We start from the raw sequence: 19,362 nt of genomic DNA, 5'->3' as shown, positions 1-19,362 counted from the left end.
CAGCGGTCGCCTCAACGCGACAGTCAGCGGCGACACGCACCGCGCGCGCCAATCGTCGCTCTCCGTCGCAGCAAGCTGCGCCAACCCAGTCGGCATCCTCGAACGACGCCACCGGTGAACGCTCCAATGGTCCGGTGCGCGGTTTCGTTGCGACGCGCAGCGGCACCGCGACCAAGACGGATACGCCGCTGATCGAAACCCCGCAGTCCGTCTCCGTCGTCACGACCGACCAGGTCAGGAACCAGGGCGCGGTCTCGATCGGCGAGGCGTTGCGCTACACCGCCGGCGTCAGCGGCGACGTCAACGGCGGCTCGGACACGCGCTTCGGCGCCCTCCAGATCCGCGGCTTCGACACCACCATGTCGGGCCTCTATGTCGACGGTTTGCGGATTCCCTCCAGCAATTACGTGCACTTCAACGGCCTCGATCCCTATGGCGCCGAGCGTCTCGAGGTTCTCAAGGGCCCATCCTCGGCGATGTATGGCGGCAGCGGCACCGGCGGCATCCTCAACTACGTGACCAAGCTGCCGACGGCCCAGCAGTTCGGCGAGGTCTCGATCTCGGGCGGCAGCTTCAACCGCTATCAGGGCCAGTTCGACATGGGCGGTCCCGCCAACAAGGACGGCACCGTGCTGTGGCGCCTGACCGGCGTGGTGCGCGACGGCGAAACCCAGGTCGACTTCACCAAGGACAACCGCGTCTTCATCGCGCCCGCCGTCACGTTCAAGCCGAACGATGACACCACCATCACGATCCTCGCCAACTACCAGCGCGACCGGGCAGGGTGGGGCCTCCAGTTCTTGCCGGCCTCGGGCACGGTGTGGCCAAACAACGGCCGCACCATCCCGGTCTCGTTCTTCGCGGGCGTGCCGAGCTTCAACGCGTTCAACACCGAGATCGCGACCGCCGGCTACCAGCTCTCGCACAATTTCACCGACAACATCACGTTCCGGCAGAATTTGCGCTACGCCTACCAGCACAACGAGGAGAAGGTGTTCTACGGCGCCGGCTATACCGACGAGGCCGCGGGACAGCTCGCGCGTTTCGGTAGCTACAGCAACTCCTACATCAACTCCTTCGCGGTGGACAACCAGCTCCAGGGCAAGTTCACCACCGGCTTCCTCAGCCACACCACGCTGGTCGGAATCGACTATCGCAACACCAGATTCCGCGACACCGCCTTTGGCGTCGCGACGTCCGCGCCCGAGATCAACGTCTTCAGCCCGGTCTACAGCTACGACTGGACCATGGGCGCCATGAGCGACGACACCGGGGTCAAGCAGTCGCAGGTCGGCCTCTACGCGCAGGACCAGATCAAGCTCGGCCGGCTCTCGTTCCAGCTCGGTGGCCGCCAGGATTTTGTAACGACGCAGGTCGACAGCGGCATCTTCAATACGTCGGTCGCGAAGGATGCGTCGGCCTTCACCGGCCGCGCCGCAATGATGTACAATTTCGACAACGGCATCGCGCCCTATTTCAGCTACTCGGAATCGTTCCTGCCGGTGCTCGCGACCGGCCCGAGCGGACAGCTGCTCAATCCCGAGACCGGCGTGCAGTACGAGGTGGGCGTCAAGTACCAGCCGCTCGGATGGAACGCGCTGTTCACCTTCGCCGCCTTCGACCTGACGCGCGACAACGTCGTCACCTTTGCGCCTCCGCTCAACATTGCCGAGCAGACCGGTCAAGTGAAATCGCGCGGCCTCGAGCTCGAAGGCACGATGTCGCTCGCCGACGGCTGGAACCTGCGCGCGGCCTATGCCTATGTCGATGCAATCGTCACGCAGGATCCGGTGAATGTCGGCAAGGCGCCGGTCACCGTGCCGCTCAACCGCGCCTCGCTGTGGAACGACTATACGCTTCAGACCGGGCCGCTCGCGGGCCTGCAGTTCGGCGGCGGCGTCCGCTATGTCGGCGCGACCTGGGGCGATGACGCCAATACATTCAAGGTCGGATCCGCGACCGTGCTGGACGCGCTGCTCGCCTACACAAGGGACAATTGGCGCCTGTCGCTGAACATCACCAACCTCGCCGACACCCGCTATGTCGCCGCCTGCTACAGCCTGTCGGGCTGCTTCTACGCGGAGGGACGCAAGGCCATCGGCAAGCTGACATATCGGTGGTGAGTTCGAATGAGGACAGGCCGTGATGGCGGCCGGGCCCGCTTGATGAGAGAAGACGATGAGAGCGATATTCGGCAAGCTGCATCGCTGGGCGGGACTGCTGACGGCCGGCTTCCTGTTCTTCTCCGGCGTCACCGGGGCGATCATCTCCTGGGATCACGAGATCGACGAGGTCCTGAACAGCCATCTGTTCGATGTCAGCAGCAAAGGCCCGGCCATTCCCTCGATCGATCTCGCCAAGATGATCGAGCAGCGCGATCCCCGCGCGCGCGTGGTCTACCTGTTCATGACGCCGGAGGAGGGCCACTCGCTGTGGTTCTTCGTCATGCCCAGGATCGATCCCGCGACCGGCAAGCGCTACGCGCTCGACTACAATCAGATCTTCCTCGATCCGAACACCGGCGCGGAGCTCGGCCGGCGCTATTGGGGCGCGGTGTGGCCGGTGACGCGCGAAAACTTCGTCTCGTTCCTGTACAAGCTGCACTACACCATGCACATCCCGGAATTCTGGGGCAGCGACCGCTGGGGCATGCGCCTGCTCGGCGTGATCGCCATCATCTGGACCATCGACTGCTTCGTCGGCTTGTATTTGACGCTGCCCGCGCGCCGACGCGCCAGGGCGGCACGGGCGCCCCAGGTCACGCGCCAGCTCGAACGCGGCTTCTGGGCGCGTTGGGCGCCGGCGTGGACCATCAAGACGTCAGGCAGCGCCTACCGGATCAATTTCGACATCCACCGCGCTTTCAGCCTGTGGACCTGGGGCGTGCTCTTCATCATCGCCTTCACGGCGTTCTCGCTGAACCTCTATTTCGAGGTGTTCTCGCCGCTGATGAAGATGGTGTCGAACTACACGCCGACGCCCTATGAGCAGCGGCCGTATCGCGATCTCGATGATCCCATCGAACCCAAGGTGAGCTTCGCCGACATCGCCGCGCGCGCGGCGGCCGACGCCAAGGGGCGAGGGTGGACCGTCCCGGTCGGCTCGGTCAATTACGGCCCGGCCCACGGCGTCTATGCCGCGGCCTTCTTCCACCCCGGCGACGATCACGGCGCCGGCGGCGTCGGCCCGGCGCAGCTCTATTACGACAGCGAGGACGGTCGTCCGATCGGCGAACGGCTGCCTTGGGTCGGCACCGCCGCCGACATCTTCGTACAGGCGCAATTCCCGCTGCATTCGGGCCGCATCGTCGGGCTGTTCGGCCGCATTCTGATCTCGGTCATGGGGCTGGTGGTGGCGGCACTCTCGGTCACCGGAATCGTGATCTGGTGGCGCAAGCGCCGCGCCCGCGTGCGCGTGCGGGCGACGGCGGCGATGCGCCCGAGCCGGCAGCAGCTGACGCCGGCGGAGTAGGGCGTTCGTCCGGCGCGGATGAACCTTCCCGCCCGGCACCGGCACAAAGACTGGAGATCCCCCCGTCTTGCCGGAAATCGCATGAGATCGCTTGCCTTGCTCTGCCTGCTCGTCTTCGCTACGCCCGCCGATGCGGCCACGCCCGAGCAGCATTATCTCGACCTGCGCGATCGCTACATCGCAAAGTTCTCGAAAGCTGCGGAAAACGACGAGACCTATAAGCAGCACGATGCGGCGCTCAACGAGTTGACGGGCGTCCTGCGCAGCCTGGTGGGTCCCGTCGCAATCAAGGGACTGCCGGCCGACGGCAAGACGAATGCGGACACGCTCTTCAAGGGCGACTCCGGCTTTGGCCATCTCGACGGGCTCGGCTTCGCCTCCGAAGGCGACAAGATGCAAGCGGTGGCGACCACGACCGGCTTGCTCAGGCACTGGCTTCGCGAGCACCGCGAGGACGGCATGCCGCAGGAGATCGGCGCGGCGTTCAAATCGGACCGCTTCTACTATCAGGCGATCCAGGACTCCGCCTTCGCCAAATATGCCGAGCTGCCGATCACGAAGCCCGCGGGAGCGAGCGCTGCGGTCGCCGTACTGGGCGTGCGCGGCAATGGCGATTTGAAGGGACCGCCGCATGAAATCGACGTCGTCGCGATCCAGGGCGACAAGGTCTTCTTTCTCGCCGCAAGCGACGCGGTGAAGACGGCTGAGATCCCGGCCTGCGAAAAGGTCTGGAAGCAGATGATGGCCAAACCCATCGACAAGAAAGACCCGCGCGGCGACATCACCCGCGAAGACAACGCGATGACCGCGTACACGGCGTGCTTCGCCAAGGAGGCACCAAGCCAGAGCTGGTATGCGACGGCGGTCAAGAAAGCGCAGAGCCAGCTGGAGTTGCTGCTCGTGCGCTAGAGCGATCATCCAGTTACCTTCGGGGCTACAACGTTGCGCGCCGCCCTGGCTCAAGAATGCGCAATCGGAAATTGCAGCTTGTCCTGCAGGCGCAACCAAGGCCAAGCAGCGCGAAATCGCCCCAAGCCCGCTCGACGAGGTCGTCGGCCACACTCCGCCCGGATTCGGCGGCGCTCGTGGAACTCGTTCGCGACGAGGGGGTTGCACTGCGGTTGGAACCGAACGGGTAGCACAGTTGAATCGCCGGCAATTCCTGGAAGCCTCGGCATTGACGCCATTGGCGACATTACTACCTGGCGCAGTCTCTGCGGCATCGGCGGCGGACTTGCCGTTTGGTCCCTCTTATGTCCGCGACCTTGCCCGCAATTTGGCGAGTAAGCCCTTTGCGCCACCAGAGGAAAAGGTCCCGGACGCGCTCAAAGATCTCACCTACGACCAGTACCGGTCAATCCGCTTTCTGCCGGAGCGCGCGGCTTGGCGCAGCGAGAAGCTGCCCTTCGAGGTTCAGTTTTTCCACCGCGGCTTTTTCTATAAGAACAGGGTCGACATTTACGAGGTCGCCGGCGGACGAGCCGTACCGATCAGGTACCGGCGCGACGATTTTGCATTCGGCGACAATATCGGCCAGGTACCGGACGCCGATCTCGGGTTTGCCGGGTTTCGCATTCACGCCCCGATCAATCGCCCCGACTATTACGACGAGGTTTGCGCGTTTCTCGGCGCCAGCTACTTCCGTGCCGTTGCCAAAGGCGAGACGTATGGCCTGTCCGCGCGCGGTCTGTCGATCGATACCGGCGAGAGCAAGGGGGAGGAATTTCCCTTCTTCAAGGCGTTCTGGCTGGAGAAGCCCGCGCCGGGTGCCACATCTGTCGTGGTCCATGCGCTGCTTGACAGCAAGAGCGCTACGGCAAGCTATCGCTTCACGATCAGGCCGGGCGCTCCGACGGTCTTCGACGTGGAGATGTCGCTCTATCCGCGGATCGAGCTGCAGCATGCCGGCCTGGCGCCCATGACAAGCATGTTCTTTTTCGGTCCGAACGACCGACACGATGTCGACGATTTCCGCCCTGCCGTGCACGACTCCGATGGGCTCGCCGTGTTCAACGGAAAGGGCGAGCAACTCTGGCGTCCTCTCAACAATCCGCGCGATCTGCAAGCCAGCACATTCAATGATCTCAATCCTCGCGGCTTCGGCCTGATGCAGCGGGAACGAAACTTCTTTGCCTACGAGGACATCGAATCGCGCTTTGAGCGTCGCCCAAGCCTCTGGGTCGAACCGATCGGAGATTGGGGCGAGGGCAGTGTGGTCCTCTTTGAGATCCCGACCAAGGAGGAAGTTCACGACAACATCGCCGCCTTCTGGCGCCCGAAAACAGCTCTCCAGGCCAAGAGCGAAAACAACTACACCTACCGTCTGCACTGGGGTCCGGACGCGCCGAAGCCCAATTCCCTGGCCCGGTTCACCCGCACAGGCGTTGGCGCGCGGGGCGACGACAGCAAATTGTTCGTGCTCGAACTCGTCGGCGACGGACTGAAGGCGGTCGATCCCAACAAGGTAAGGGGTGCCGTCAGCGCCGACAAATCCGAGATCAAGAACGTCGTCACACAGCCAAACCCGGAAACCGGCGGCTGGCGCCTGAGTTTCCAGTGCGCCGTGAAGGACGCGCCGGTCGAGTTGAGGGCGATCTTGATGCAGGGCGAACAGCCGATCTCTGAAGTCTGGGTTTACCGATGGGCGCCCTGACGACCTCGCCCGCGCTCTCGCTTGAGCTTGGCATTCGGTATCTTCCCGACGAAACGCCTCTCCCCATGCAGCCTTGCCGATTGGACCGGACTAACCGTGCCGATCCGGGGCGACTGCGGACCGCCCCTGCCGTTGCAGCGCGGCGCCTGTTCATTCTTGGCGGAACGGTCGCGATTACCGCTGCGGGCGCTGTTGAGATGTACGATGTTCTCAAGGTTGGTGGCGTCACGGTCCTGGAAGGCATGGTGTTCGGGTTGTTTCTCGTGCTGCTTGCCTGGATCGCGTTTTCGTTCGTGTCTTCAGTCGCCGGTTTTTTTGTGCTCCTGCGGGGGCGGCCGGATATGCTGCCAATTGACAGCCAGGGTCCGCTGCCCACGATCACCGGCCGAACGGCGATGCTGTTGCCGACCTATAACGAGGATCAGCACCATCTCATGGCGCGACTCCGCGCCATGTACGAGTCGGTCGGCGAAACCGGACAGGACCCGTTGTTCGACTGGTTTCTGCTCAGTGACACGACAGATCCGGACATCTGGATTGCCGAGGAGCTTGCGTTTCTGGAACTGCAGCGCAACTGCGGTTCGGGCCATCTCTACTATCGTCACCGATCCGACAACACCGCCCGAAAGTCCGGCAACATCGCCGAATGGGTGAGGCGGTTCGGTGGCGCCTACGACTACATGATCATTCTCGACGCGGACAGTCTGATGAGCGGAGAGACCATCGTGCGGCTGGCGGGCGCGATGGAATCGAACCCGCAAGCCGCGCTGATTCAAACGCTTCCGATCGTCGTCAATGCGCGAACCCTGATTAGCCGGCTTCAGCAGTTCTCGGGTCGTTTGTACGGCCCGCTGATCGCGGCCGGGAACACCTGGTGGCACGCCTCAGAGGGCAACTACTGGGGACATAACGCCATCATCCGGGTGCAGGCTTTTGCGCAAGAGGCGGGCCTGCCCGAATTGCGCGGGAGGAAGCCTTTCGGCGGCCATATCCTCAGCCACGATTTTGTCGAAGCCGCACTAATGCGACGAGCGGGATGGGGAATTTTCATGGCTCCAGGTCTCGGCGGGAGTTTCGAGGAGGTGCCCCCGTCGCTTCTGGATTTCGCGGCGCGCGACCGCCGCTGGTGTCAGGGCAATCTCCAGCATCTTGCCGTTCTACCGGCTCGAGGCCTGCACTGGGTCTCCAGGCTTCACCTGTTGACCGGGATCGGATCCTACCTCACCGCGCCGCTGTGGCTGCTGTTTCTATTGCTCGGAATCCTGACCTCCTTGCAGGCCTATTTCGTCAAGCCGGAGTACTTTCCCAAGGGCTTCTCGTTGTTTCCAACGTGGCCCGCACAGGATCCCGTGCTCGCCGCCTGGGTCTTTGCCGCGACAATGGGGCTGCTCATCGTGCCCAAATTGCTGGCCTACCTCGTTTTGCTCACCAAGCGTGCGGAACGACAGGCATTCGGCGGCGGATTTCGCGTGCTGCTGGCGGTGGTCGCCGAGAGCCTGCTTGCCGCCTTGATCGCCCCCTCCATGATGATCTTTCAATCCACCGCCGTGGCGGAGATCCTGCTGGGCCGTGACGCGGGCTGGCAAGTGCAACGGCGAAGCGATGGCAGGATCACGCGCGACGAAGTCTATCGCAAGTTCACGGTGCCGACCCTATGCGGTCTGGCCATGGCGGCAAGCGCCTACGCCGTGTCGCTTCCGCTGCTGCTCTGGATGTCACCGGTGATCATCGGCCTGGTTTGCGCCATTCCGATCGGTCTCGTCACCTCGACGGCCCCGCGAATGGCGCGCCTGTTTGCAACCCCGGAGGACAATCGCGTGCCGGCGCTGCTGCAGAGGGCGAGAGAGCTTGCCAGCCTGGATCGAATCGAGCCACACGGGGCCCTGATCGAACTTAGACAGAATCCCGCGTTGCTGGGACCGCACATGCAGTCCCTCGAAACGCCGCCGCGCAAATCGGGCCAAATCGACATAGATCTCGCGATCGGCCGGGCCAAGATTGAGCAGAGCGACGATTTCGAGGAAGTCGTCAGCAGCCTCAGCGCACGCGAGACGCTTGCCGTGCTGAAGCACCCACACGCCCTCGAGCAGGTCATGCGCATGCCGCGAGCTACCGCTTCCGCGGAAGTCTAGGTCATGGCGGTGTAGGACAGGGGTTGACGACCCGGCTGGGCTTGGGCCGAGAGCGAGATGTCTGCTGTGCGCGCGGTCCCAGCCTACAGCGAACTGCCACCCAAATTCCAGCCGCGACCACCCTCGCCAAAGATCTCGTAACCCGTCGCCGTCACCGCAACCGTGTCCTCGAGCTTGATGAACCCGCGCTTCGGATGCTTCATCGTGGTCTCGATCGACACCACCATGCCAGTTTCGAGCGGCAGCCGCGCATCCGTGTCGTCGTAGGGGATCGGACCTTTGGCCGTCAGGCGAGGGGCCTCGTGGCTGACGAGGCCCATGCCGTGGGCCAAAAACTCCGTGCAGTCGCGCTGGGTGATCTTCGCGAGCTGCCGCTCGGCCGCGACGTAGATGTCGCCGCCCATGGCGCCCGGCCTGACCGCCGCGAAGGCGGCGCGCTGGACCGCCTCGATCTCGGCCAGACAGTCCTTCAGCTCGGCATCGGGATCGCCGAGCACGGCCATGCGCGCGAGGTCGCCGATATAGCCGTGATAATTGCCGCCGGAATCGAGCGACAGCACGTCACCTTGCTCCCAGCGCTGCGCCGAGGGCGCCCGGTTGTGGCTGTTGCCGCAGGCGAGCAAGCAGTATTCGAAGGTCAGCCCGCGATTGGCTTCGGCGAGCCGCAAGGCGTCCGACAATTGCTGCTTGGTCGTGCCCGGCCCGTGCCCGGCGATCACCGCCAGCATCGAGGCGATCACCAGTTCGGACGCCGTCTTGAGCTTCGCAAGCTCGTCCGCCGACTTCACCGCCCGCAGCCGCTCCAGCACCAGCAGCGCGTCCTTGAGCTCGGCGCCGGGCAGGGCGTCACTGAGCGCCCGGCCCGCATCCATCGGCAGGAACGCCATCTCGACCCCGACCCGCTTCAGGGGCACGCCGGCATCGCGGATCAGGCTTACGGCCCGCGTAATCGCATCGACCGAGCCGTTGGACTCGGTCCGCACCTGCGCCACCCATGGCGGCGCCACGGCGCGCTGATGGGTTTCCAGACGGTGGCCGACATAAACCGCCTTGTCGGGTGCGCCCTTGGGATAGACCAGCACCGGCAGATAGCGGCTGACGCCGAGCGCATCCATGTAGTCGAAGAAGATCGCGCGCTCGGCACCCAGCAGGTACTGCACATTGTGCTTGGAGGTCGCGACCAGGACGTCGAGGCCGGCAGCCTCCATCAGGCGGTCGAGCTTGGCGGCGTCGAATGGAATGGCGCGCGAGCGGTCTGCGCGGGCGACGTTCTCCTGCATGACGAACCTCCCAATGCTGCCGTGGCGACAACCGCTGCGTCGGTTTGCCCGGGGATTTGTTGGCACAAGTTTGATCCGAAAGAGGGGTTCTGGGTAGCTGCGGAATGATCTGGCCTGACCTGCACAGCCATATCCACGATTCGCATAAGGTATATTATGGAATATCATTATATCAAATCAGATCAGTTATTTAGCTGGAATTCCTCTCATCGCACCTTCGTTCCCGGTCCTTTTCCAGGCTGGCCGTCGGACGTGGTCCCGACTTTTGACGGCTACTGTGCATGGGGTTGTTTTTCGGTTTTTGAATCGGGCCGATGCCGCCGAAAGCCGATATTGCCGTGAGGATGTCCGGCTGCAATAAGCGAGGCTTCGCGAGATCGCAGATGACCTTCTGACCTTCCGTCCGTATAGGTTTGCATCTCAGAACAACAACAAACTTTCCGAGGAAGCAGACCCATGAGCTTTTCCCGCCGCACGCTTCTCAAGGCCTCCGCCGCGACCGCGGTCCTGGGCGGCCTCAGTGCGCCCCATGTGGCCCGCGCCCAGAGCGCCGAGTTCACCTACAAATACGCCAATAACCTGCCGGACACGCATCCGCTGAACGTGCGCGCCAAGGAGATGGCCGCGGCGATCAAGGCCGAGACAGGCGGCAAGTTCGACCTCCAGATCTTCCCGAACAACCAGCTCGGGTCTGACACCGACATGCTGAGCCAGATCCGGTCCGGCGGCGTCGAGTTCTTCACGCTGTCGGGGCTGATCCTGTCGACCCTGGTACCGGCGGCGTCCATCAACGGCATCGGCTTCGCGTTCCCGGACTACGGCACGGTCTGGAAGGCGATGGACGGCGATCTCGGCGCCTTTGTCCGCGGCGAGATCAAGAAGGCCGGGCTCGAAGTCATGGACAAGATTTGGGACAACGGCTTCCGCCAGACCACGTCGTCGAGCAAGCCGATCACCCATCCGGACGATCTCAAGGGCTTCAAGATCCGCGTGCCGGTGTCGCCGCTATGGACCTCAATGTTCAAGGCATTCGATGCGGCGCCCGCCTCGATCAATTTCGCCGAGGTCTATTCCGCGCTGCAGACCAGGATCGTCGAGGGCCAGGAGAACCCGCTGGCGATCATCTCGACCGCCAAGCTCTACGAGGTGCAGAAATACTGCTCGCTGACCAACCACATGTGGGACGGCTTCTGGTTCCTGGCCAATCGCAAGGCGTGGAGCAGCCTGCCCGAGGATGTGCGCACCATCGTCGCCAAGAACATCAATGCCGCAGCGCTCAAGGAGCGTGAGGATACCGCCAAGCTCAATGCCAACCTCCAGCAGGAGCTCGCGGGCAAGGGCCTGACCTTCAATCAGCCCGCGGTCGCGCCATTCCGCGACAAGCTGCGGTCCGCCGGCTTCTATGCCGAGTGGAAGGGCAAATATGGCGACCAGGCCTGGGACCTGCTGGAAAAAGCCGTCGGCAAGCTGTCGTAACGCGTTGGGGCCGTCATGGCTCATCTTGAGGTCGAAGTGAGCGGAGTGGCGGGCGAGGCGGCTGTTCGGTCCCCTCGCCGGCCTTCCTTGCTGGCCTCGACGGAGCGCGCACTCGGTCTCCTCGTCGAAATTCCGGCGGCGATCCTAGTCGTCGCCGAGATCGCAATCCTGTTTGCCGGCGTGGTCGCGCGCTACGGCCTGCACCGGCCGCTGATCTGGTCGGACGAGCTGGCCTCGATCCTGTTCCTGTGGCTCGCCATGCTGGGCGCGGCGGTGGCGTTCCGCCGTTCCGAGCACATGCGCATGACCGCGGTCGTCGCCAGCACCAGGCCGGCCACGCGGGCCTGGCTCGATCTGGTCGCGACCTGCGCGGCGCTGGCCTTCCTGGCGCTGATCGTCTGGCCGTCCTGGGACTACGCCTACGAGGAAAGCTTCATCACCACGCCGGCGCTGCAGATCTCCAATATGTGGCGCGCCGCGGCATTGCCGGCCGGCATCTGCCTGATGGCGGCGTTCGCGCTGTTGCGGCTGCTGCGCGCAGTCGATTACCGCATGGTGCTGACGGCCGCGGTCGCCGTTGCCGTCGTCGTCGGCTTGTTCTGGCTGGCGCAGCCATATCTGCGGCCGCTCGGCAATCTCAACCTCGTCATCTTCTTCGTCGGCGTCGCCGGCTTCTGCGTCTTTGCCGGCGTTCCCATCGCGTTCGGCTTCGGGCTCGCGATCTTCGGCTATCTGGCACTGACCACGCGCACGCCGGTCATGGTACTGGTCGGGCGGATGGACGAGGGCATGAGCCACCTCATTTTGCTCTCGGTGCCGCTGTTCGTATTTTTGGGGCTCCTGATTGAAATGACCGGCATGGCACGGGCCATGGTGGCGTTCCTGGCCAGCCTGCTCGGCCATGTCCGCGGTGGGCTGCATTACGTGCTTGTCGGCGCGATGTACCTGGTCTCCGGCATCTCAGGTGCCAAGGCCGCGGACATGGCCGCGGTCGCGCCCGTGCTGTTCCCGGAGATGAAACAGCGCGGCGCCAAGCCCGGCGATCTCGTCGCGCTTCTTGCGGCCACCGGCGCGCAGACCGAAACCATTCCGCCGAGTCTCGTGCTGATCACGATCGGATCGGTCACCGGCGTCTCGATCGCCGCGCTGTTCACCGGCGGCCTGTTGCCCGGCGTGGTGCTGGCCATAACGCTGTGCATGCTGGTGTGGTGGCGCTATCGCCACGAGGACATGAGCCATGTCCGCCGCGCCACAGGCGGCGAGATCGGCAAGACCTTCGTCATCGCCCTGCCCGCGCTCGCGCTGCCCTTCGTGATCCGCTACGCCGTGGTCGAAGGCATCGCCACCGCCACCGAAGTGTCCACGATCGGCATCGTCTATGGCGCCCTGGTCGGCCTCCTCGTCTACCGCCGCTTCGACTGGCGGCGGCTGTTTCCGATGCTGGTCGAAACCGCGGCGCTGTCGGGCGCGATCCTGCTGATCATCGGCACGGCGACCGGCATGGCCTGGGGCCTGACGCAATCAGGCTTCTCGCGGGCGCTGGCATCCGCCATGACCGGATTGCCGGGCGGCGCGGCGACCTTCATCGCCGTCTCGATCCTGGCCTTCACCATCCTCGGCAGCGTGCTCGAGGGCATCCCGGCGATCGTGCTGTTCGGGCCGCTGTTGTTTCCGATTGCGCGCGCCGTCGGCGTCCACGAGGTGCACTATGCCATGGTCATCATTCTCGCCATGGGTATCGGGCTATTCGCCCCGCCCTTCGGGGTCGGTTATTATGCCGCCTGCGCCATCGGACGCGTCGATCCGGCCGAAGGCATCAGGCCGATCTGGGGCTATCTGCTGGCGCTGCTGGTAGGATTGATCGTGGTCGCCGTCTTTCCGTGGATCTCCATCGGATTCCTGTAGGCCGGCGCGTAAGGGAGGTGTCGATGAGCGAGCGGCAGAACCAGTACAATATCGGCCTCGACAAGACGCCCGCCAACTACGTGCCGCTGAGCCCGTTGAGCTTTCTCACACGCAGCGCCGCGGTCTATCCCGATCACGTCAGCACGGTCTACGAGGGGCGCAGCTTCACCTGGCGCGAGACGCATGAGCGTTGCAAGCGCTTTGCTTCGTACCTTGCCGGCAAGGGCATCGGCGTCGGCGACACCGTCGCGGCGATGCTGCCGAACATTCCGGCGATGAACGAGGTGCATTTCGCCGTCCCCATGACGGGTGCGGTGCTCAATGCGCTGAACATCCGGCTGGATGCACCTTCGATCGCATTTCAGCTCGACCATGGCGGCGCCAGGATCATTCTGGTCGACCCCGAATTTTCCGGCGTGATCACCGATGCGCTGTCACAGATGAGTGGCCCAAAACCGTTCGTGATCGACGTCGACGACGCCGCCTTCAAAGGCGGCGGGCGCATCGGCGAGATCGAGTACGAGGCCGCGCTCGCGCAAGGCGATCCTGACTTCGCGGCGATCCTGCCGGGCGATGAATGGGATGCGATCGCGCTGAGCTACACCTCGGGCACCACGGGAAATCCCAAGGGGGTCGTCACCCATCACCGCGGCGCCTATCTGAACGCCGTCAGCAATATTCTCGCGGGCCAACTCGGCCAGCATCCGGTGTACCTCTGGACGCTGCCGATGTTCCACTGCAACGGCTGGTGCTTCCCCTGGACCATCGCAGCCGCCGCCGGCATCAACGTCTGCCTGCGCAAGGTCGAGCCGACGAAAATCTTCGAGCTGATCAAGCAGCACGGCGTCACCCATATGTGCGGCGCGCCGATCGTCTACAACACGCTGATCAACGCGCCCGATGCACCGAAGGGCGATGCCGCGCGCCGCGTCGTCGGCCTGATCGCCGGTGCCGCGCCGCCGGTCGCGGTGCTCGAGGGCGCCGAGAGCATCGGCATCAAGCTGACGCACGTCTATGGCCTGACCGAGGTCTACGGCCCCGCTTCCGTCTGCGCCGAGCAGCCTGGCTGGGATGATCTGCCCGCAGCCGAGCGCGCCAGCCTGAAGCGGCGGCAGGGCGTGCCCTACCCGCTCGAGGAAGCCGTCACCGTCATCGATCCGCAGACCATGAGGCAAGTACCGCGCGACGGCGAGACCATCGGCGAGGTCATGTTCCGCGGCAACATCGTGATGAAGGGCTACCTCAAGAACGACAAGGCGACGCAGGAAGCCTTCGAGGGCGGCTGGTTTCACACCGGCGATCTCGGCGTGCTCGACGCGCACGGTTACGTCATCATCAAGGATCGCTCCAAGGACATCATCATCTCCGGCGGCGAGAACATTTCCTCCGTCGAGGTCGAGGACATCCTCTACAAGCACCCCGCCGTGCTGTTTGCCGCCGTGGTCGCAAAGCCCGATCCGAAATGGGGCGAAGTGCCCTGCGCCTTCGTCGAGCTGAAGGACGGCGCAAGCGCGAGCGAAGCCGATATCATCGCCTTCTGCCGCTCGCATATGAGCGGCTTCAAGACGCCGAAGGCCGTGGTGTTCGGGCCCATCCCGAAAACGTCGACGGGAAAGATCCAGAAATTCCTGCTGCGCAACGAAGCGGGATCGGCGAAGGCAATCTCGAGCTGAGAGCCGCTTGTCTCGACCTCCGCGGCGGTTGGGTGTCGCCGCGAAGTCGTTGCGCAGTTTCGACTAGTCGGATTCGCCGGGCCCCCTCGACCTCACATCTTCTTATAGGCGTCAACCAGGGCCTGGCCGTCGGCTCCCGCCTTCTTGAGCCAGTCGGCGGTGAGCTGTTCGCCGATCCTCTGGAAGCCAGCCTTCAGGGCCGGGCTCGGCGGCTCGACCGTCATGCCCTTGGCCTTGAGCTGATCGATGTACCAGGTGCTCTTGTCCTGCCAGGCCTTCCAGCCGCGGGTTTCCGCGGTCGCGGCGGCCTTGAGGATGGCCTCCTGGGTCGGCTTGTCGAGCGCCTCGAACGCAGCCTTGTTGACGAAGGTGTAGTCCTTCGGGATCCAGGCTTGCACGTCATAGAAGTACTTCAGCGACTCCCATGCCTTCGCATCGTAGCCCGTGCCGCCTGACGACATGAAGGAGTTCACGACGCCGGTCGCAAGTGCCTGCGGCAGCTCGGCGGCTTGAATGGTGACCGACTGCGCGCCAACCAGTTCGCCGATGCGCGCGGTCCCAACGTTGTAGGCCCGCCATTTAAGGCCCTTCATGTCTTCGATGGTCGCAAGCGGCTTGCTGACATAGACGCCCTGCGGCGCCCACGGCACGACGAACAGCAGCTTGAGCCCCTGCGCCTCCAGCTTCTTCGTAATCAGCGGCTTCGACGCCTGGTACAGCTTCATGGCATCCGGGAAGCTGGTCGCCAGAAACGGCACGACGTCGACGCCGAATACCGGATCCTCGTTCTCGTGGATCGACAGCAAGACTTCGCCCATCTGCGCCTGCCCGGTCATCACCGCGCGCTTGATGTCGGGCGCCTTGAACAGTGAGGCGCCCGGATGAACCGTGATCTGGAGCTTGCCGGACGTGCCGGCTTCGACGTCCTTGGCGAACGCGACGAGATTCTCGGAGTGCGGATTGTCGGCCGGATATGCCGCCGGCAGATTCCATTTGGTCTGAGCCAAAGCGGGTGTCGCAGCCAGCACGGCGCTGGCGATCAAGGATGCGCGGAATAAACGAGACATCATCGGGCTTCTCCTCACAGTCAATTTCAAAACCGGTACGCTCAGTCTGGGAAAGCAAGCTTGGGCAGGAACATCACGATCTGCGGATATTCCGTGATGATGAACACGGCGGCGAGCAACAGGACGAAGAACGGGAACGCCGCCCGCGCGACGGTCAAGGTATCACGCCCGCTCATGTTCTGGAGCACGAACAGATTGAAACCGACCGGCGGCGTGATCTGCGCCATCTCCACGTGGATGATGAGATAGACGCCGAACCAGACCAGGTCGAGACCGGCCTGCTTGACCATCGGCAGCACGATCACGGCGGTCAGAACGATCATCGAGATGCCGTCGATCAGGCATCCCAGGATGATGTACATGATGCTCAGATACAGCGCGAGCATGCCCGGCGTCAGCTGCTGGCCCTGGACCCAGGTGGCGAGCGCCGCCGGAATGCCCGTATAGGCCATCGCTGCGGTCGTGTAGGCAGCGCCTGCCAGAATCAGCATGATCATGCAGGTCAGGCGCGTCGCGCTCATGATGCTCTCGAGGAAGTTCTTGCGCGTGAGCGTGCGGCTCCACCACGCCAGCAGCAAAGCGCCGCTGACACCCCAGGCCGCACACTCGGTCGCGGTCGCAAACCCCAGCACGAGCGAGAGGAAGACGGCCAGGATCAGCAGCAGGCACGGAACGAGCTTGGCCGACTCCTGGAGCTTCCGCCGAAACGACATCGGATGGTCACGCGGCGGAATCTTGCTGGGGTTCAGCAGCGACCAGACGATGATGTAGCCGGAATAGAGCACCATCACGAGCACGCCGGGCAGGAAGCCGCCGAGGAACACCTGAAGCACGGAGACATTCGCCGTGACCGCATAGACCACCATCGGGATCGACGGCGGGATCAGCAGGCCGAGCGTGCCGGAGCCCGCGAGCGAGCCTAGACTCAAGCCCTTATCGTAACCACGCTTGTCCAGTTCGGGCAGCGCGATCTTGCCGATGGTCGCACAGGTCGCCGCCGACGAGCCCGACACTGCCGCGAAGATGCCGCAACCGATCACGTTGACATGGGTCAGACGCCCCGGCAGCCACTGCACCCAGGGCGACAGGCCCCGGAACATTTCCTCGGATAATTTGGTGCGGAAGAGGATCTCGCCCATCCAGATGAACAACGGCAGCGCAGCCAGCGTCCATGACGAGCTTGCGCTCCATGTCGTGGTCGCAAGCACGGAGCCGAGCGGCAAGCTCGTGGTCAGCGCCATCGCCACGAAGCCGACGAGCCCCAGCGAAACCGCGATCCAGATGCCACTTCCCAGCAGCACGATCATGACGCCGAGCAGAATGAACGATAGTTCGATCATGCCGAGATTGGCCATCGTCAACCTCCGCCGCCCTGCGATATCCGCTCGATGAATTCGTCCGGAGTCTCGTCCGGCGAGCCCTTCTCGTAGCTCGGCCGGTTGCCGCTGATGACACTGACCATTTCATCAATGAGCGCGATCGAGAGGATCACGAGTCCGCCGGAAAACCCGAGCTGCGGAATCCAGAGCGGAAGCGCGACGACGCCCTGCGCCACGTCGTTGAAGCGCCAGGAATCGTAGGTCATCTGCACGGCATGCCGGGTGAAATAGAGGATGAAAGCGGCGGCAATACCAAGGGCCACGACCTCCGCCACCTGTTTGGAGCGCCCATGCAGACGCTCCAGCAACAGGCCGACCCGGATCATCTCTCCGCGCTTGAAGGTGTGAGCGAGGCCGAGGAATGCCATCGCGGCCATGCACCATGAGGCGAAATCATCGCCGGCGGGAATGTTGACCGCAAACTGGCGCCCGATCGACATGATCATCATGATTGCAAAGATCGCAACCATGAAGGCGCCGGCGGCGTAGCCCGCACCGAGATAAAGGAGATCTAGCGCGCGTCGCACCGGCCCCCGGCTCGTGACATCGTCCCCTGCCAACGCGATCCCCATCCTCATACGAAGCGATTCAGAAGGTCCCGGCGATCGCACGTCGCGCGCCGGTCCTGCATGAATATCGCCCCTGCCCAGCGCCTGTCTTTCAGACGTTAGATCAACATGATGGGGCTAGCGCAAGCAAGGAGTATGCCGGCTCTCGCCGGAATTTCCCCCGCAGGTTCAGCGGGTCTCCAGCCGCAGCCCGTCATACGCGGGCACCACTCCCGCCGGCAGCGACTGCCGGATCACCTCATAATCGACGTCGGCCGTCATGTTGGTGATGACGGCGCGCTTCGGCTTGAAGCGCTCGATCCAGGACAACGCGTCGTTGATGCTGAAATGGCTGACATGGCTGGTGTAGCGCAGGCCATCGACGATCCAGAGATCCAGATTTTCCAGCGCGCTCCAGCTCTCGCGTGGGATGTCGTTGAGATCGGGCGTGTAGGCGGCATCGCCGATGCGATAGCCCAGCGCGGGAATGTTGCCGTGCTGCACCAGGAACGCCGTCATCGTCACCGGGCCGCCCTTCCCCTGGATGGTCTGGCTGTCACCGGCCTCGATCGACTGCGCCGTCAGGATCGGCGGATAGTCGCTGCCCGCCGGTGAGACGAAGCAATAGGAGAACCGCGACATGATGTCGTTCGCAGTCGTCTGATTGAGATAGGTCGGAATCCGCCGGCGCATGTGCATCACGACCGAACGCAGGTCGTCCATGCCGTGGGTCTGATCGGCGTGCTCGTGGGTCAGGAACACGGCATCGATGTGGTCGACATTGGTCGAGAGCAATTGCTCGCGCAGGTCAGGCGAGGTGTCGATCACGATACGCGTGGTGCCCTCGCCCGATGTCTGCTCGACCAGCAGCGAACAGCGGCGACGGCGGTTCTTGGGATTGTTGGGATCGCAGGCACCCCAGCCGAGTGCCGGACGCGGCACGCCGGCGGAGGAGCCGCAGCCCAGGATCGTCAGCGTCAGCGTCATGCGGCTCCCAGTTCTAAGGTTTCACCCTGGAGAACAGACGAAAGAAGTTTTCGCTTGTCTGGCGCGAGATCTCGTCAAACGACACGCCGCGTGTTTCGGCGAGCACTTTTGCGACCTCGACCACATAGGCCGGTTCGTTGCGCTTGCCCCGGAACTTGCCCGGCGCAAGGTAGGGCGAGTCTGTTTCAACCAGAATACGGTCGGACGGCAGTTCGGCCGCAAGCGCGCGCAAGGCCTCGGACTTCTTGAAGGTCAGGATGCCCGTGAAGCCGATATAGAGCCCGAGCGAGACCGCCTTCAGCGCCAGCTCGCGCCCGCCGGTGTAACAATGCAACACCGCGCGAAACGATCCTTTTGCCGTCTCCTCTTCAAGGATACGGCCGCAATCCTGGTCAGCCTCGCGGGTGTGGATCACCAGCGGCAGGCCGGTGGCGCGGGCGGCGGCGATGTGGGCACGAAAGCCCCTCGCCTGCGCCTCCGGCGAGCCGTTGTCGTAGAAATAGTCGAGCCCGGCTTCGCCGAGCGCGACGACCTTGGGATGCTGCGTCAAAGCGATCAGCTCGTCCGGCGCGATGCCGTCTTCTTCATCAGCGTTATGCGGATGGGTGCCGACCGAGCAATAGACGTCGTCATAGCGCTCGGCGATGGCCAAAAGCTGGTTCAGCTTTCTCACCCGCGTCGAGATCGTGACCATGCGGCCGATGCCGGCCGCTCGCGCCCGCGACACGATCCCGTCGAGATCCTCCGCAAAATCCGGAAAATCCAAATGGCAGTGGCTGTCGACCAGCATG

The 19,362-nt window shown here is 63.8% G+C and carries 14 protein-coding genes; 8 read left to right on the top strand and 6 right to left on the bottom strand.

Going from position 1 to position 19,362, the window contains the following annotated elements; all coding sequences use genetic code 11:
• Positions 1-134: 134 nt before the first annotated feature.
• The 5 genes from IVA93_RS19065 to mdoH all read left to right on the top strand — a co-directional run bounded on the left by IVA93_RS19065 (position 135) and on the right by mdoH (position 8,256).
• On the top strand, positions 135-2,123 hold the full coding sequence (locus IVA93_RS19065; protein ID WP_085385287.1) for a TonB-dependent siderophore receptor: 1,989 nt from the start codon (positions 135-137) through the stop codon (positions 2,121-2,123).
• Positions 2,124-2,178: 55 nt separating this feature from the next.
• Complete coding sequence (gene fsrB / locus IVA93_RS19060; RefSeq protein ID WP_247368355.1) at positions 2,179-3,471, top strand: siderophore utilization protein FsrB; 1,293 nt, start codon at positions 2,179-2,181, stop codon at positions 3,469-3,471.
• An 81-nt stretch (positions 3,472-3,552) separates the two neighbouring features.
• On the top strand, positions 3,553-4,380 hold the full coding sequence (locus tag IVA93_RS19055) for a hypothetical protein (protein WP_085349810.1): 828 nt from the start codon (positions 3,553-3,555) through the stop codon (positions 4,378-4,380).
• Between the two features lie 277 nt (positions 4,381-4,657).
• Positions 4,658-6,124 carry a glucan biosynthesis protein G gene (locus IVA93_RS19050; RefSeq protein WP_473333830.1) on the top strand — a complete coding sequence of 489 codons (1,467 nt, stop codon included), beginning with the start codon at positions 4,658-4,660 and terminating at the stop codon, positions 6,122-6,124.
• A complete protein-coding gene (gene mdoH / locus IVA93_RS19045; protein WP_085349808.1) occupies positions 6,112-8,256 on the top strand; it encodes a glucans biosynthesis glucosyltransferase MdoH in 2,145 nt (714 codons plus the stop codon). Before IVA93_RS19050 ends, mdoH begins: the two co-directional genes overlap by 13 nt.
• Positions 8,257-8,339: 83 nt before the next feature.
• Here the strand turns inward: mdoH and IVA93_RS19040 are convergent, their stop codons facing one another.
• Positions 8,340-9,536: a M24 family metallopeptidase gene (locus IVA93_RS19040; RefSeq protein WP_018457846.1), complete on the bottom strand. Its 1,197-nt coding sequence runs from the start codon at positions 9,534-9,536 to the stop codon at positions 8,340-8,342.
• A gap of 456 nt (positions 9,537-9,992) precedes the next feature.
• Here IVA93_RS19040 and IVA93_RS19035 point away from each other — a divergent pair, with 456 nt between their 5' ends.
• From IVA93_RS19035 to IVA93_RS19025, 3 genes are read left to right on the top strand one after another with little or no spacing between them, the layout of a single operon-like run.
• Positions 9,993-11,012, top strand: a complete 1,020-nt coding sequence (locus tag IVA93_RS19035; protein WP_018457847.1) for a TRAP transporter substrate-binding protein — start codon at positions 9,993-9,995, stop codon at positions 11,010-11,012.
• A 15-nt stretch (positions 11,013-11,027) separates the two neighbouring features.
• Positions 11,028-12,917, top strand: coding sequence for a TRAP transporter large permease (locus tag IVA93_RS19030; RefSeq protein WP_247296759.1), 1,890 nt, complete (start codon positions 11,028-11,030; stop codon positions 12,915-12,917).
• Between the two features lie 23 nt (positions 12,918-12,940).
• Entirely contained in the window at positions 12,941-14,590 is a 1,650-nt protein-coding gene (locus IVA93_RS19025; RefSeq protein WP_247338009.1) for an acyl-CoA synthetase, read from the top strand.
• Between the two features lie 92 nt (positions 14,591-14,682).
• Here IVA93_RS19025 and IVA93_RS19020 read toward each other — a convergent pair whose 3' ends face one another.
• The 5 genes from IVA93_RS19020 to IVA93_RS19000 all read right to left on the bottom strand — a co-directional run bounded on the left by IVA93_RS19020 (position 14,683) and on the right by IVA93_RS19000 (position 19,361).
• Positions 14,683-15,660: a TRAP transporter substrate-binding protein gene (locus IVA93_RS19020; RefSeq protein ID WP_018457850.1), complete on the bottom strand. Its 978-nt coding sequence runs from the start codon at positions 15,658-15,660 to the stop codon at positions 14,683-14,685.
• A gap of 38 nt (positions 15,661-15,698) precedes the next feature.
• The gene (locus IVA93_RS19015; protein WP_247338007.1) at positions 15,699-17,012 is read right to left on the bottom strand and encodes a TRAP transporter large permease; all 1,314 of its coding nucleotides are present in this window, start codon (positions 17,010-17,012) and stop codon (positions 15,699-15,701) included.
• Positions 17,013-17,014: 2 nt separating this feature from the next.
• Complete coding sequence (locus tag IVA93_RS19010) at positions 17,015-17,608, bottom strand: TRAP transporter small permease (protein WP_018457852.1); 594 nt, start codon at positions 17,606-17,608, stop codon at positions 17,015-17,017.
• A gap of 165 nt (positions 17,609-17,773) precedes the next feature.
• A complete protein-coding gene (locus tag IVA93_RS19005; RefSeq protein ID WP_247296751.1) occupies positions 17,774-18,571 on the bottom strand; it encodes an MBL fold metallo-hydrolase in 798 nt (265 codons plus the stop codon).
• 13 nt (positions 18,572-18,584) lie between these two features.
• Positions 18,585-19,361 carry a TatD family hydrolase gene (locus IVA93_RS19000; RefSeq protein ID WP_247338006.1) on the bottom strand — a complete coding sequence of 259 codons (777 nt, stop codon included), beginning with the start codon at positions 19,359-19,361 and terminating at the stop codon, positions 18,585-18,587.
• Position 19,362 lies beyond the last annotated feature (1 nt).

Source organism: Bradyrhizobium sp. 155, assembly GCF_023101105.1.
GTDB lineage: Bacteria > Pseudomonadota > Alphaproteobacteria > Rhizobiales > Xanthobacteraceae > Bradyrhizobium > Bradyrhizobium canariense_D.
This window is presented reverse-complemented; position numbering and strand designations above follow the sequence as displayed.

Bases quoted from the DNA above. Each gene is read 5' to 3' on its own strand.
- fsrB (WP_247368355.1), top strand. From the start codon at position 2,179: ATGAGAGCGATATTCGGCAAGCTGCATCGCTGGGCGGGACTGCTGACG.
- IVA93_RS19055 (WP_085349810.1), top strand. From the start codon at position 3,553: ATGAGATCGCTTGCCTTGCTCTGCCTGCTCGTCTTCGCTACGCCCGCC.
- mdoH (WP_085349808.1), top strand. From the start codon at position 6,112: ATGGGCGCCCTGACGACCTCGCCCGCGCTCTCGCTTGAGCTTGGCATT.
- IVA93_RS19040 (WP_018457846.1), bottom strand. From the start codon at position 9,536: ATGCAGGAGAACGTCGCCCGCGCAGACCGCTCGCGCGCCATTCCATTC.
- IVA93_RS19035 (WP_018457847.1), top strand. From the start codon at position 9,993: ATGAGCTTTTCCCGCCGCACGCTTCTCAAGGCCTCCGCCGCGACCGCG.
- IVA93_RS19030 (WP_247296759.1), top strand. From the start codon at position 11,028: ATGGCTCATCTTGAGGTCGAAGTGAGCGGAGTGGCGGGCGAGGCGGCT.
- IVA93_RS19025 (WP_247338009.1), top strand. From the start codon at position 12,941: ATGAGCGAGCGGCAGAACCAGTACAATATCGGCCTCGACAAGACGCCC.
- IVA93_RS19020 (WP_018457850.1), bottom strand. From the start codon at position 15,660: ATGATGTCTCGTTTATTCCGCGCATCCTTGATCGCCAGCGCCGTGCTG.
- IVA93_RS19015 (WP_247338007.1), bottom strand. From the start codon at position 17,012: ATGGCCAATCTCGGCATGATCGAACTATCGTTCATTCTGCTCGGCGTC.
- IVA93_RS19010 (WP_018457852.1), bottom strand. From the start codon at position 17,608: ATGGGGATCGCGTTGGCAGGGGACGATGTCACGAGCCGGGGGCCGGTG.
- IVA93_RS19005 (WP_247296751.1), bottom strand. From the start codon at position 18,571: ATGACGCTGACGCTGACGATCCTGGGCTGCGGCTCCTCCGCCGGCGTG.
- IVA93_RS19000 (WP_247338006.1), bottom strand. From the start codon at position 19,361: ATGCTGGTCGACAGCCACTGCCATTTGGATTTTCCGGATTTTGCGGAG.